Here is a 13,194-nt window from a genome sequence, read left to right as displayed (position 1 = left end):
GCTAGCCGACCGCGGGCAGTTCCAGGTTCTCCCGGTAGGTGCCCGCCAGGTAGTCGGTGTCGACCAGTCCGCGCCTGCGCAGTTCGGGCAGCAGGCCGTTGACGACGAAGTCGCGGGTGCGCTCCTCGGCCAGGCCGCCGAGGGAGATCACGTCGAGCACGTCCGCCCGGTAGCGCTCCTCGATGGCGTCGGCGAGCTGTTCCGGGGTGCCCGCGGCGGCCCAGTGGCCGGTGTCCTTCGCGGCGACGATCAGCTCGCGCAGGGTGGCACCGGTGGCGGCGAGCTTGCTGAAGATCTCCACCCGGCCCCGGCGCCGATGCACCGTATCGAGTTGCGGGAGCAGGCTTTCCGGGAGCGGCTTGTCCAACGGCAGCTCGGACAGGTCCACGCCGCCGCCGAGCATGTCGGCCAGCTGGCGGCGGCCCGCGTCGAAGTCGGTGGCCTCGGCCGCCTCGCGGACCAGCCGGGCGGCCTCGGCCTCGGTGGCGCCGTAGGTGGCGTGGAAGGAACTGAAGATGAGCGGAAGCCCGTCGGGCCTGCCGAGTTCCGCGGCGCGGGTGCGGATCTTCTTCGTGTAGGTGACCGCGTCCTCGAGCGTCGGCAGCGAGGTGAACACCACCTCGGCGAACCGCGCGCCGAGCTCGATGCCGCCCGCCGACTGCCCGGCCTGGAACTGCACCGGCCTGCCCTGCGGCAGCGGCGGGATGTTCAGCGGCCCACGGACCGAGAAATACTGTCCCGCATGGTCGATCGGTCGCACGAGCGCGTCGTCGAGGACCGCGCCGCCGTGCCCGTCGGGCCGCAGCGCGCCGGGCCGCCAGCTGTCGAACAGCGCGTTGGTCACGGTCAGCACCTCGCTCGCGCGGGCGTAGCGCGCCTCCGGGCTCGGGAGGTCCCCGTCGCCGTAGTTCTCCTCGCCGAGGGAGGAGGTCACCGCGTTCCAGGCCGCGCGGCCGTTGCTGACGTGATCGAGGGTGCCGAACAGCCGGGCCAGATTGTAGGGGTGGTGGAAGGTCGTGGTGACCGTCGCGATGAGGCCGACGTGGGTGGTCACCGCGCTCAGCGCGGCCAGCTGGATCAGCGGTTCCTGCGCGCCGATCGCCCCCTGGGCGCCGAAGGCGAGCAGGTCGGCCGCGAACACCGCGCCGATCTTGTTGTCCTCGGCGATCCTGGCGATCCGCCGCGCCTCGTCGAGGGTGGAGCGAGTCGGATCGAGCGCGGCGGCGTAGACGTCACGCGACCCGCTCACGCCGGTGACCGTCTTCAACTTGCGGCGTTCGGTGCCCATGCCGCCAGTTCAGCAGGGCAGCCACGACCTCGACCATGGTTGCGCTCACCATAATTCGAGCGGAATACCGCACGCTGCCCCGGCGTGCGGCGGCGGACGCGGAAATTCGGTTGCGTGGGTGGCCGTCCGGTTCCTAACGTGTGCCGCATGTCGTGCCAAGTATTCATTCGCATCCGCTACGTCCGGGCTCTGGCCCGCTAGCGGACGCGGATACCTCTATCGGCGTCCACCGGCGCGCCCAGGGCCCATCGAGCTCTCATTCACTCGATGACCCGAAGGGGCAACTGCCGTGGCGCAGGATTTTGCACACCGAAACTACTCACACACCCAGCGCAAGGTCACCGGGCACAGCGGCGGCCGGACCTCGCGTGACCTGGCGAGACGGACGCTCTCGCAGAACTTCCTGGTGGATCGGACCGCCGTCGACACGATGATGACGGTCGCCGATCCGGCGGGCGAGGTCCTCGAGCCCGGCGCGGGCGAAGGGGTCCTCACCCGGGCGCTGGCAGGCCGTGGCGCACGGGTCACGGCCTACGAGATCGATCCGCTGCTGGCGGCGAAGCTCTCGGCGCAGACCAGGGCCGAGCGCGGAATCCGCGTGGTACGTGGCGATTTCACCAAGGCCAAGGCGCCGCGCACGCCGTTCGCGGTGGTGGGGAACATCCCGTTCTCGGTCACCGCCGAGATCGTCGACTGGTGCCTGGCCGCACCGGCGCTCACCTCGGCGACCCTGCTCACCCAGCGGGAGTACGCGCGCAAACGCACCGGCGACTACGGACGCTGGAGTCTGCTGACCGCGACGAGCTGGCCGTGGTTCGGCTGGTCCCTGCACGGCCAGGTGCACCGCACCAGCTTCCGTCCGGTCCCCGCCGTCGACTCCGCCATCCTGCGGATCGATCGCCGACCGGAACCGCTTGTCGCCCACCGGGATTCCTACACCGACCTGGTGCGCACCGGATTCTCCGGCATCGGCGGCACGGTGCGCGCCTCGCTGCGCACCCGCTATCAGGGCGTGGACGCGGCCCTGGCCGAGGCGGGCATCGCCCGCGACACCGTGGTCGCCTACGTCCACCCGGAGCAATGGGTGGCGCTGCACTCGGCGCTCACCCGCTAGCCGGACCCCGCTGCCGCCCCTCCACCACGGGGCGGCAACGGGATGCAGCTTCAGGTTCACTTACCTCGGCCGGATCGGTACATCCGAGCCTCCCTCACGAGAAGCGCACAGCCGCACGAAATTCACAGCGGTCGATACTTCATAGGGCTTTTGAGAATCCACGAGCTCACGCAGAGCAGGCATACGAAACGCACTCTGCGCCCACCGCATCGCGAAACCCCGAACCACTTCAGCGATTCCGGTGTAGTCGTCCGGGCTCGAATTTGTGCGAGCCCGGACGAACCTGGCTCAGTGGCCGATGGAGCCGGTGCTGAGGAAGCCGAGGAGGTCGTGGCGGGTGATGACGCCGACCGGCTTGCCGTCCTCGACGACCATCAGGGCGTCGGTGTCGGACAGGGCCTTGGTGGCCGTCGAGAGGGGTTCGCCCGAGCCGATCAGTGGGAAGGACGGGCTCATGTGCTGGGCGACGGAGTCGGTGAGCTGAGCGCGGCCCTCGAAGACGGCCGAGAGCAGGTCGCGCTCGGTGACGCTGCCCGCGACCTCGCCCGCCATCACCGGCGGCTCGGCGCCGACGACCGGCATCTGCGAGACGCCGTACTCGCGCAGGATCTCGATGGCGTCGCGCAGGGTCTCCGACGGGTGGGTGTGCACCAGGTCGGGCAGCTCGCCGGACTTGCCGCGCAGCACGTCACCGACGAGCGGTTCCGGACCGGCCTCCAGCGGGGTGGTGAGGAAGCCGTAGGAGCTCATCCACTTGTCATTGAAGATCTTCGACAGGTAGCCGCGGCCACCGTCGGGCAGCAGCACCACGACCACGGCGTCGGGATCGCGGCGGGCGACCTCGATCGCGGCGACCACGGCCATGCCGCAGGAGCCACCGACCAGCAGGCCCTCCTCGCGGGCCAGGCGGCGGGTCATCTCGAAGGAGTCGGCGTCGGAGACGGCGATGATCTCGTCCGGGATGGTCGGGTCGTAGGCGGAGGGCCAGAAGTCCTCGCCGACCCCCTCGACCAGGTACGGGCGACCGGTGCCGCCCGAGTACACCGAACCCTCGGGATCGGCGCCGACGATCTTCACCTTGCCGCCCGAGACCTCCTTGAGGTAGCGGCCGGTGCCGGTGATGGTGCCGCCGGTACCGACACCGGCGACGAAGTGGGTGACCTTGCCTTCGGTGTCGCGCCAGATCTCGGGACCGGTGGTCTCGTAGTGGCTGTCCGGGCCGCCCGGGTTGGCGTACTGGTTGGGCTTCCAGGCGCCCTCGATCTCGCGGACCAGGCGATCGGAGACGTTGTAGTAGCTGTCCGGGTGCTCCGGCGGCACGGCGGTCGGGCAGACCACGACCTCGGCGCCGTAGGCACGCAGCACGTTGCGCTTGTCCTCGCTGACCTTGTCCGGGCAGACGAACACGCACTTGTAGCCGCGCTGCTGGGCGACCAGCGCGAGACCGACACCGGTGTTCCCCGAGGTGGGCTCGACGATGGTGCCGCCCGGCTTCAGCAGCCCTTCCTCTTCGGCGGCATCGATCATCTTGACCGCGATCCGGTCCTTGGAGCTGCCGCCCGGGTTGAGGTATTCGATCTTGGCGGCGACCAGGCCCGCGTTCGGGCCGACCACAGAGTTCAGCCGAACCAGAGGGGTGTTCCCGATGAGGTCGACGACATGATCCGCGATACGCATGCCCCCCATCGTTGCAGAGCCGTAGCTCGGCGTCGCGACCTGGTCGGATCCTGTGAGCAGTGGCACCACCGGCGGCGCCGCGCTGGGCCGGTCCGGGATCTGCTGCCCGGCCGATTCGCGTCGTAGAATTTTCGGATGTGAGCGCACCTCGAATCAGCTGGCGGACCGCTGTCGTCACCGGTGCCACCACCGTGCTCGCCGGATCGAGCGCGGGCACCGTCTCGTGGGCGACCTATCGGCTGCTGATGACCCAGGCCGGCGCGGCGCGGGCGGTCATCGGGCGCGACACCTCCAAGCCGCCGGAGGCCGACGGCGTCTACGCCCCGGGAGCGCAATTACCCGAACCGTGGCGCAAGGGCGTGCCGAGCGACCTGCACCTGATGATCTTCGGCGACTCCACCGCCGCCGGGCTCGGCTGCCTCGGGGCCGCCGATGTGCCCGGGGTGCGGCTGGCGCGCGGGCTGGCCGAGGCGACCGGGCTGCGGATCCGGCTCAGCACCAAGGCGATCTCCGGCGCCACCTCCAAGGGGCTCGCCGGGCAGGTGGACGCGATGTTCGTCGCGGGGCCGCCGCCGGACGCCGCGGTCATCCTGGTCGGCGCCAACGACATCACCAAGAAGCACTCCATCCGGGCCTCGGCGCGCAGGCTGGCCGCCGCGGTGTCGCGGCTGCGCGAGGCCGACGCGCTGGTCGTCGTCGGCACCTGCCCGAACCTGGGCACCGTCACCGCGATCCAGCAGCCGCTGCGCACGGTGGTGGCGAACTGGAGTGTGCGCCTGGCCAAGGCGCAGACCGTCGCGACCACGCTGGCGGGCGGGATCGCGGTGCCGATGGGTTCTCCGCTGGTCGCCTCGGAGTTCCGCGCGGCCCCGGAGATCCTGTTCGCGACCGATGGATTCCATCCCTCCGCGGCGGGGTACGAATTGGCGGCGGCTCAGCTGTTGCCCGTCCTCGTCGAAGCCGTGCAGACCCGCCCTGGTCTTCCCGTCGCGCACGGCGAGACGTAGATTCCAGAAAGACCGGCTTGTAAACGCCGTTCACTGAACCACCCGAAAAGGAGTCCTCATGCCCGAGGCCGTAATCGTCTCCGTCGCCCGTTCCCCCATCGGCCGTGCCGTCAAGGGTTCCCTGGCGGGTATGCGTCCGGACGACCTGACCGCCCAGATGGTGCGGGCCGCGCTGGCCAAGGTCCCCGCGCTCGACGCGAGCTCGATCAACGACATCATGCTGGGCACCGGCTCCCCCGCGGGTGAGGGTGGCTTCGGCATGGCTCGCAACGTCGCCGTGCAGCTCGGCCTCGACACCGTGCCGGGCACCACCGTGCAGCGCTACTGTGCGTCGTCGCTGCAGACCACCCGGATGGCCTTCCACGCGATCAAGGCGGGCGAGGGCGACGTGTTCGTCTCCGCCGGTGTGGAGACCGTCTCCCGCTACGCCCGGGGTTCGGCCGACAGCTGGCCCGACACCAAGAACCCCGAGTTCGCGCAGGCCATGGCCCGCACCGCCAAGACCGCCGAGGGCGGCGCCGGCGTGTGGCACGACCCGCGTGAGGACGGCCTGCTCCCAGACACCTACATCGCGATGGGCCAGACCGCCGAGAACGTGGCGTCGCTGACCGGCATCTCCCGCGAGGACCAGGACCACTGGGGCGTGCGTTCGCAGAACCGCGCCGAGGAGGCCATCAAGAACGGCTTCTTCGAGCGCGAGATCACCCCGGTGACCCTGCCCGACGGCTCGGTCGTCAGCAAGGACGACGGCCCGCGCGCCGGCGTCACCTACGAGGCGGTCAGCCAGCTCAAGCCGGTCTTCCGTCCCGACGGCACCGTCACCGCCGGTAACTGCTGCCCGCTCAACGACGGCGCGGCCGCGCTGGTCATCATGAGCGACACCAAGGCCAAGGAGCTGGGCCTGACCCCGCTGGCCCGGATCGTCTCGACCGGTGTCTCCGGCCTGTCCCCCGAGATCATGGGCCTCGGCCCGGTCGAGGCCGTCAAGCGCGCACTGGCGCTGGCGGGCAAGTCGGTCTCCGACATCGACCTGTTCGAGATCAACGAGGCCTTCGCGGTGCAGGTGCTCGGCTCGGCGCGCGAGCTGAAGATCGACGAGGACAAGCTCAACGTCTCCGGTGGCGCCATCGCGCTCGGCCACCCGTTCGGCATGACCGGTGCCCGCATCACCGCCACCCTGCTGAACAACCTGCAGACCCACGACAAGCAGTTCGGCGTCGAGACCATGTGCGTCGGCGGCGGCCAGGGCATGGCCCTGGTGATCGAGCGCTTGAGCTAGGAACTCCGACAAACACGAAAGCGGCCCCGAGCAGATTGCTCGGGGCCGCTTTGTTGATCTCGTGAGCACATGGGTAACTCACCGGGTACCGGCTAACCCAACATCCGCTCCGCCGCCGGCCGCGTTCGTGGTCGCCACGCACCTAGGTCTGGCCAGAATTCGCGGAGAGGCGGAACAGCTCAGTCGCGCTGGAAGTAGCTCAGGAGACGGAGGATCTCGATGTAGAGCCAGACCAGGGTGACGGTCAGGCCGAGGGCGACGCCCCAGGCGGCCTTCTCGGGGGCCTGGGCACGGATCAGCTGATCGGCGGCGTCGAAGTCCAGCAGGAAGCTGAACGCGGCGATGGCGATGCAGACCAGGCTGAACACGATCGCCAGGACGCCACCGTCGCGCAGGCCGAAGCCGCCGTCGGTGAAGAAGCTCGCGATCAGGTTGCCGACCATCAGGACCAGCACGCCGACCATGGCGCCGAGCAGCATGCGGGTGAAGCGCGGGGTGACCCGGATCGCGCCCGTCTTGTAGACGACCAGCATGCCGAAGAACACGCCGAAGGTGCCGAGCACCGCCTGGCCGATCAGGGCGCTACCGCCGACGCCGCCGAAGGTGACATCGGTGAACATCAGCGAGATCGCGCCGAGGAACAGGCCTTCGAACGCCGCGTAGGACAGCACGATGGCGGGGTTGTCCATCTTGTTGCCGAAGCTCGCCACCAGGACCAGCACCAGGCCGATCAGACCGCCGCCGATGACGAACAGCGGAGCCAGCGCGGGGTTCGCCGAGGACAGCGCGAACGAGGCGATCGCCGCGACGGTCAGCACCGCGAGGGTGATGCCGGTCTTGGTGACCACGTCGTCGATGGTCATCGCACGGGTGGCGGGGGCCTGCTGGAACTGCTGGCCGTACTGCTGCCCGTACTCGCCGTACTGCTGCTGGCCGTACTGCTGGTTGCCCAGCTGGCCCGCGCCGGCGACGCCCGAACCGAAGTTCGCGTAACCGCCGACTCCCTCCTGGCGAGGTAAGTTCTTGAACACCGGATTCGATGAGGTACGCACCGTGCGCCTTTCTTGGAGTGATTAGTCGCTGTTCGCCTGTCGGCGGGCAACAGCTCCAACTGCCCTGTTCAACGCCTCGTGATCGGACAAAGTTCCCGGCGGACCGGTCGCCCGCCGAACGGACAAATCGGACTCTACCCGGTTCGACCGGCTCTATCGTTGTACGTCGCGCAGACCACGAACGGACCGCGTCACCGTGAACTTCTGGTTCCGGCCGATCACATCGGTGTGCCCGACCATCCGCTCGACCACCCCGCGATAGTTCAGATGCGAGTTGTAGACCGTCCACAGCTCGCCGCCCGGCCGCAGCACCCGGCCGGTCTCGGCGAACATCTTGATCGCCGAGCCGGTGTGCACGGCCGCGCCGACGTGGAACGGCGGATTGCACAGCACCAGGTCGGCGCTGTTGTCCGCGGCCGAGGACATCGCGTCGTCGCGCACCACCGTCACCCGGTCGGCCACGCCGTTGGCGGCCGCGGTGGCCCGCGCCGAGGCGACCGCCGCGGCGGACTGATCGGTGCCGACGACCCGCAGGTGCGGCCGCGACTTGGCCAGCGCCACCGCCAGGATGCCGGTCCCGCAGCCCAGGTCGATGGCCTCGCGCGCGTCGGGCTTCATCCGGTCCAGGTGCTCGAGCAGGAACCGGGTGCCGATATCGAGGCGGGGCCCGGAGAAGGCGGCGCCGTAGGCGAGGACGTCGCCGTCGATCTCGGCGATGTGCTCGGCCACCGGGAACCGCGACTCGCCGACCGGCAGCGGCTCGCCGACGACCAGCACCCGGGACTTCTGCCTGCCGCGCCCCGCGCGCACCTGCCCGAAGGACTCGGCGAGCACCTCGTTCATGGCCGGGGTGAGGTACTTGTCGCGCCCGCCCGCGAACACGACGACGTCCGGCGCGGCGTACCTGGCGACGGCCTCGGCGATCTCGGCCAGCCCCGACAGCATCCGCGGCAGGCGCATCAGCACCACCCGGGCGCCGGTCAGCAACCCGGCGTCGAGGCCGTGCGCGGTGTAGCGGTCGGTCAGGCCCAGATTCTTGGCGTTGCCCGCGAGCGCGAGTTCGCCGGTGAGCAGGTCCTGATGCACGCGCAGGCCGGTGAGATCGTGGCGGGTGGCCGCGCCGATGGTGAGCGCGCCGTAGGCGTCGCCGATCACCGCAACTTCGCCGCTACCCGCCGCCGACAGGGCATCGGCCGCGGTATCGAGGAGTAACCGGTCGGCGGCGTCGACGGCATAGAGGTTCGGCGCCTCCACGTCCGGATACCGGCGCAGCCGGGTGAATACGTCCTCGACTCTGTCCACGCGACAAGTGTGCTAGATCGTTGCCCCACCGTCACATCCGACCCTGATATCCGCCGGTGGCCTTGCTCACAGTGGGTAGTCGGAGCATGTATTCCGATGGGCACGAACAGCTTCCATCGATTTGCGACACCCTTGCAGGTCGACGAGGATCGGCCGATCTCACGAATCCCCTTGTTCCCCAATGTTTCGGCCAGGTGAACCGGCGGCCACCGGCCCCGAACATCGCGGTGACGGCGGTTCCCCGGGCGGGCGAATCCGTCGCCACCGCGGGCCGATCGGGGCACCAGCGCCGATCCGAGCGCCCCGCGCAGGGTCGAGCGCCCCAGCAAACTCACCGTAGCCCGAACACGCCCCGCGCCGGTTCGCCCGCCGGACCGCCGACGCTGAGTACCATCAGCCCCATGCGTAACGCTCTCGTGTTCGGATTGGTCGCCGTCGCCGCGCTGACACTGCCCGGCTGCGGCACCGAGGACGCGCCGGCGGCCACGCCACCCCCGACGAGCACCACCAGCACCTTCGCCGACGCCACCGGCGCGGCCCCGAGCGACAACGCCCCCAAGTCCGGCGCGGCGTCCGCGGGCGCGGCGCTGACCGTGACCGACATCAGGATCGGCCACCAGCCCGGCTTCGACCGGGTGGTCTTCGCACTCGGCGGCACCGGGACCCCCGGCTGGCAGGTCGGCTACACCGATCGCGCGGTGCAGGACGGCAGCGGCAAGACCGTCGATGTGGCCGGTCGCTCGATCCTCGAGGTGCGCATCCTCGGGTCGATCTATCCGTTCGACTCGCCGGTGCCGTCCTTCAGCGGACCCGATCCGGTGACCGACCCGAGCGTCCCGGAGATCACCGGCGTCTACAAGAAGACCGTGTACGAGGGCACCACCCAGTCGTTCATCGGCGTCGACGCCGACGCGCCCGCCTTCGCCGTCACGGCGCTGTCCGACCCGCCGCGCCTGGTCGTCGACATCGCGCACCCCTAGCCACTACCCCTACCGTGTGCGGGTATTGCGGGTCACTCGATCGCGCTGGTTAGACTGGGCGCCGTGACCGACCAGCATTCGCGCGTGCGCGCACCCGGCATCGCCAGGGTGCTCGCGCTGCTGGCGCTGCTGGCCGGGATCCTGGCCATGCACTCGGCGGTCTTCGGCACCGCCCACGCCGCACACCAGGGTGGCACCGAGTCGTCCCACCCCGCTGCGGCCGCGCACGCCGAACCGGCAGCGGCGGCGCCTCCCGGTCAGGTGCGCACCGGCGGCCACACCGCCGACGAGCTGCTCACGGCCGACCATCTCGCCGCCGCCCACGTCGCACTCCCCGGCGAGGACAGGCACGCCATGGGATCCGGCTGCGGGGCCTCGGGGTGCGACGAACGCGCGGGCATCCACGGCTGCGTCTTCGTCCTCGCGGCACTGGCCGCCGCGCTCACCCTGGTCCTGCTCTACCGGCTCTCCGACGACGGCACGGCGGGCGGCACCACCGCCACCCGGCCCTGGCGTGGCAGGCGCGAGCGCCCGCCGCCGTGGACCGTGCTCTCCCTCTCCCAACTGGCGATTCTGCGGATCTGACAGGTCCGCCGCCCCGGCATGCCCGGCGGCGGGACCGAATCACATCCACCCGAATCCCCAGGAGGATCACCCATGTCCATCAGCCGTACCCGCGCCACCCTGCTCGCCGTCACCGCCGCGAGCGCCCTGCTGCTCGCCGCGGGCTGTAGCGACGACAACGACCAGGCCGCGCACGACACCCACGCCGCGACGAGCACCACCAGCTCGGCCGCGCCCTCGGCGGCGGCCCGCACCGACTTCAACGACGTCGACGTCACCTTCCTGCAGATGATGTACCCGCATCACGCGCAGGCCGTCGACATGGCGAAGATGGTGCCGACGCACACCCAGAACGCGCAGCTGATCGCGCTGGCCGCGCAGGTGGAGAAGGCCCAGGCGCCGGAGATGCAGCAGATCACCACCCTGCTGACCAGCTTCGGCAAGCCGGCGCCGAGCGCGAGCGGCGGCCACGACGGGCACGCCATGCCCGGCATGATGACCGACGCGCAGATGACCGCGCTGCAGGCCGCCCAGGGCGCCGATTTCGACCGGCAGTGGCTGGAGATGATGATCGCCCACCACGAGGGCGCGGTCGACATGGCCCAGACCGAGCTGAACGGCGGCGTGAACCCGGAATCCCGGCAGCTGGCGACGGCGATCGTGGCCGATCAGCAGGCCGAGATCGCCACCATGCGCGGCATGCTCGGCCAGGGCTGAGCGGGAGCGGCGCCGGGACAGCCGGTCCCGGCGCCGCGCCCGGCCGACGTCTCGGTTGGTCATCGAAATCGCCACCGCGAGCTGACGTCACCCGCCTCCAGCCAGTACGGTCGATATGTTCGGCTCCGGCGCAATCCGCGAGCCGGCGGTCCCGAGGGAGGAGAGGGAGACATGAGACAACGGGAACGAATGGGGGTCGGCACGGCGCTCGTGGCCGTGGCGACGGGCCTGGTCCTGGTCGCCTGCACCAAGCAGGTGCCCGGCGACGCGCAGGCCAACCAGACCGACCTCGCCTCCTATACCTCCGAGGTCGCCGCGTCGTCGGCGGCGCGGGTGGCCAAGGCCAACGACGCGGCCTGCGACGGCCTGCGCGCGGCGAACAAGAGCTCGGTGACCGCGTTCAACGCCTACATCGACGCCAGCAACACCAGGGCCGCCGACACCGACGCCAAGGCCAACGACGCGGTCACCACGCTGCGCAACAACGCCAAGGACCTCGGCCGCAAGATCACCAACGACGTGATCTCGACGCTGGCCACCCCGTTGCGCGCCTACCGCGACAACACCAACACCCTCGCCGACACGCTCGAACGCCGCGCGCCCACCGACGAACTCAACGGCGTGATCGACACGTTCAACGATGCCAAGGACACCGCGATCGATGTCTGCAAACCGTACGGAAACTGAGCACAAGTAACGAGAACGTGACTGTTCACGATTCCCTTCCGAAATCTCTTTCTGGAGGGTGGAGTGCACGGCTATCTGAAACATGTTGTGGCGGTGGCGGTTACCGCGCTGACGCTGTCGTCGGGCGCGCTGCTGCCCACGGTGGCCCAGGCCGCGCCGGTCACCGCCAAGCAGTGTGAGGTCAGTTCGGGGCGCACGCCGCAGACCGCCACGCCCGCCGAGGCGGCCCTGGACCCCGCGCGGGTCGCCGACGCCATGAACCTGGCGGTCGACACCACCCGCTTCAACATCCAGCTGTACCGCAACAACTGCCTGATCGCCGGGGGCCCGCGCAACGCCGAATCCGGCGGCGTGGCCTGGAATCTGTGGAGCGGGACCAAGAGCGTGGTCGCGCTGGTCGCCGGGCTGGCCGTGGACGAGGGCAAACTGCTCATCGACGAGCCGATCGGCCGCTACCTGCCCGCGGGCCTCGGCGACGAGGCGCACCGGTCCATCACGGTGCGCAACCTGCTCACCGAGTCGTCGGGGATGGAGGTCGCGGTCGCCGCCGAGGGCGCGACCGGGCTGGCCGCGCTGGATCCGAACGTCGTCGCGCAGGCGCTGGCGATGCCGATCGAGCGCCCGCAGGGCACCATGTTCCGCTACAGCCAGCGCGCGGTCGACCTGCTCGTCTACGTCATCGGGCAGTCGGTCGGCGAGGACTTCCAGAGCTTCGCGCAGCGGAAGCTGTTCGACCCGTTGGGCATCGCCCGCGGCGACTACTTCTGGGCCCGCGACCGCGCCGGAAACACCTACGGCCACGCGCATCTGATCCTGCCGCCGGACGACTTCGCGAAACTCGGCCTGCTCGTGGGCAATCGGGGCCGCTGGAACGACCAGCAGGTGATCTCGGACGAGTACATGCGCGCGGCGCTGTCGCCCTCGCCGAGCATGCCCTGCTACGGCTTCCTGTTCGTGATCAACGGCACGCCGTGCGTGCTCGAGTTCCCCGGCCTGCCGCTGGACGCGGTGAAGATGTCGGGCATGCTGCGCAACGACAGCTACATCGTGCCCAGCCTGGGCCTGATGCTGAACTGGACCGGTGTCGCGACGCCGGGCGCCTCGTCCACCTACACCCACAACGTGCTGCGCACGCTGGTCTCGGCCTTCGTCGACCAGCAACTCCCCGATCCCGGCCCGTACCGGGAACGCCCGGACGTGAGCGTCACCGATCCGATGATCGCCCGGCCCGACGCGCTGTTGGGCACCTTCGGTATCGGGCCCTACGCCTACCCGGGGTGCAGTTTCGTCGACTGCCTCGGCGAGACCCCGAAGCCGCCGTTCTCCGACTGGCCGCCCGGCTGCGTCGTCCTCGGCTGCGTCGGCAACAACCCCGCCACACCCGGGATCCGCTGACCGACACGGGTGGCGGCGGTGTGCCGCCACCTGCGAGGGGGCCATCCGCGCGCGTACGCTGACGGGTACCCACCCTGCACAGGGTCAAAGAAACGCTCGACGACCGGCAATTTTCCAGCAAAAAGCGTGCTT

General features: G+C 70.1%; 12 protein-coding genes. 8 read left to right on the top strand and 4 right to left on the bottom strand.

Annotated elements, in window-relative coordinates; all coding sequences use genetic code 11:
• Position 1 precedes the first annotated feature (1 nt).
• Positions 2–1,288 (bottom strand): NtaA/DmoA family FMN-dependent monooxygenase, encoded by a 1,287-nt coding sequence (locus tag ACFYWJ_RS10385; protein ID WP_355273188.1) that lies wholly within the window; start codon positions 1,286–1,288, stop codon positions 2–4.
• A gap of 373 nt (positions 1,289–1,661) precedes the next feature.
• On the opposite strand from ACFYWJ_RS10385, the gene erm reads away from it, so the two are divergent.
• Positions 1,662–2,402 (top strand): ErmE/ErmH/ErmO/ErmR family 23S rRNA (adenine(2058)-N(6))-methyltransferase, encoded by a 741-nt coding sequence (gene erm, locus ACFYWJ_RS10380; RefSeq protein ID WP_387161458.1) that lies wholly within the window; start codon positions 1,662–1,664, stop codon positions 2,400–2,402.
• Positions 2,403–2,690: 288 nt separating this feature from the next.
• Here the strand turns inward: erm and ACFYWJ_RS10375 are convergent, their stop codons facing one another.
• Positions 2,691–4,079, bottom strand: a complete 1,389-nt coding sequence (locus ACFYWJ_RS10375) for a cystathionine beta-synthase (RefSeq protein WP_355273193.1) — start codon at positions 4,077–4,079, stop codon at positions 2,691–2,693.
• A 137-nt stretch (positions 4,080–4,216) separates the two neighbouring features.
• On the opposite strand from ACFYWJ_RS10375, the gene ACFYWJ_RS10370 reads away from it, so the two are divergent.
• Positions 4,217–5,086 (top strand): SGNH/GDSL hydrolase family protein, encoded by an 870-nt coding sequence (locus tag ACFYWJ_RS10370; RefSeq protein WP_355273195.1) that lies wholly within the window; start codon positions 4,217–4,219, stop codon positions 5,084–5,086.
• A 58-nt stretch (positions 5,087–5,144) separates the two neighbouring features.
• Positions 5,145–6,365: an acetyl-CoA C-acetyltransferase gene (locus tag ACFYWJ_RS10365; protein ID WP_355273198.1), complete on the top strand. Its 1,221-nt coding sequence runs from the start codon at positions 5,145–5,147 to the stop codon at positions 6,363–6,365.
• A gap of 179 nt (positions 6,366–6,544) precedes the next feature.
• On the opposite strand, the gene ACFYWJ_RS10360 is transcribed toward ACFYWJ_RS10365, so the two are convergent.
• Entirely contained in the window at positions 6,545–7,417 is an 873-nt protein-coding gene (locus ACFYWJ_RS10360) for a Bax inhibitor-1/YccA family protein (protein WP_355273201.1), read from the bottom strand.
• A 153-nt stretch (positions 7,418–7,570) separates the two neighbouring features.
• The gene (locus ACFYWJ_RS10355; RefSeq protein WP_355273204.1) at positions 7,571–8,719 is read right to left on the bottom strand and encodes a methyltransferase; all 1,149 of its coding nucleotides are present in this window, start codon (positions 8,717–8,719) and stop codon (positions 7,571–7,573) included.
• Between the two features lie 401 nt (positions 8,720–9,120).
• Here ACFYWJ_RS10355 and ACFYWJ_RS10350 point away from each other — a divergent pair, with 401 nt between their 5' ends.
• The 5 genes from ACFYWJ_RS10350 to ACFYWJ_RS10330 all read left to right on the top strand — a co-directional run bounded on the left by ACFYWJ_RS10350 (position 9,121) and on the right by ACFYWJ_RS10330 (position 13,062).
• Complete coding sequence (locus ACFYWJ_RS10350) at positions 9,121–9,699, top strand: hypothetical protein (RefSeq protein WP_355273206.1); 579 nt, start codon at positions 9,121–9,123, stop codon at positions 9,697–9,699.
• A 63-nt stretch (positions 9,700–9,762) separates the two neighbouring features.
• The gene (locus tag ACFYWJ_RS10345; protein WP_355273209.1) at positions 9,763–10,284 is read left to right on the top strand and encodes a hypothetical protein; all 522 of its coding nucleotides are present in this window, start codon (positions 9,763–9,765) and stop codon (positions 10,282–10,284) included.
• 72 nt (positions 10,285–10,356) lie between these two features.
• On the top strand, positions 10,357–10,980 hold the full coding sequence (locus ACFYWJ_RS10340; RefSeq protein ID WP_355273211.1) for a DUF305 domain-containing protein: 624 nt from the start codon (positions 10,357–10,359) through the stop codon (positions 10,978–10,980).
• Positions 10,981–11,151: 171 nt separating this feature from the next.
• Entirely contained in the window at positions 11,152–11,667 is a 516-nt protein-coding gene (locus tag ACFYWJ_RS10335; protein ID WP_355273213.1) for a hypothetical protein, read from the top strand.
• Between the two features lie 93 nt (positions 11,668–11,760).
• A complete protein-coding gene (locus tag ACFYWJ_RS10330) occupies positions 11,761–13,062 on the top strand; it encodes a serine hydrolase domain-containing protein (protein WP_355273216.1) in 1,302 nt (433 codons plus the stop codon).
• Positions 13,063–13,194: the final 132 nt, after the last annotated feature.

This window comes from Nocardia sp. NPDC003269 (genome assembly GCF_042888005.1).
Classification (GTDB): domain Bacteria; phylum Actinomycetota; class Actinomycetes; order Mycobacteriales; family Mycobacteriaceae; genus Nocardia.
Note: the sequence above shows the minus strand (reverse complement) of the source record. Positions and strands in the feature narration are given on the sequence as shown.

Bases quoted from the DNA above. Each gene is read 5' to 3' on its own strand.
- ACFYWJ_RS10385 (WP_355273188.1), bottom strand. From the start codon at position 1,288: ATGGGCACCGAACGCCGCAAGTTGAAGACGGTCACCGGCGTGAGCGGG.
- ACFYWJ_RS10375 (WP_355273193.1), bottom strand. From the start codon at position 4,079: ATGCGTATCGCGGATCATGTCGTCGACCTCATCGGGAACACCCCTCTG.
- ACFYWJ_RS10365 (WP_355273198.1), top strand. From the start codon at position 5,145: ATGCCCGAGGCCGTAATCGTCTCCGTCGCCCGTTCCCCCATCGGCCGT.
- ACFYWJ_RS10350 (WP_355273206.1), top strand. From the start codon at position 9,121: ATGCGTAACGCTCTCGTGTTCGGATTGGTCGCCGTCGCCGCGCTGACA.
- ACFYWJ_RS10340 (WP_355273211.1), top strand. From the start codon at position 10,357: ATGTCCATCAGCCGTACCCGCGCCACCCTGCTCGCCGTCACCGCCGCG.
- ACFYWJ_RS10335 (WP_355273213.1), top strand. From the start codon at position 11,152: ATGAGACAACGGGAACGAATGGGGGTCGGCACGGCGCTCGTGGCCGTG.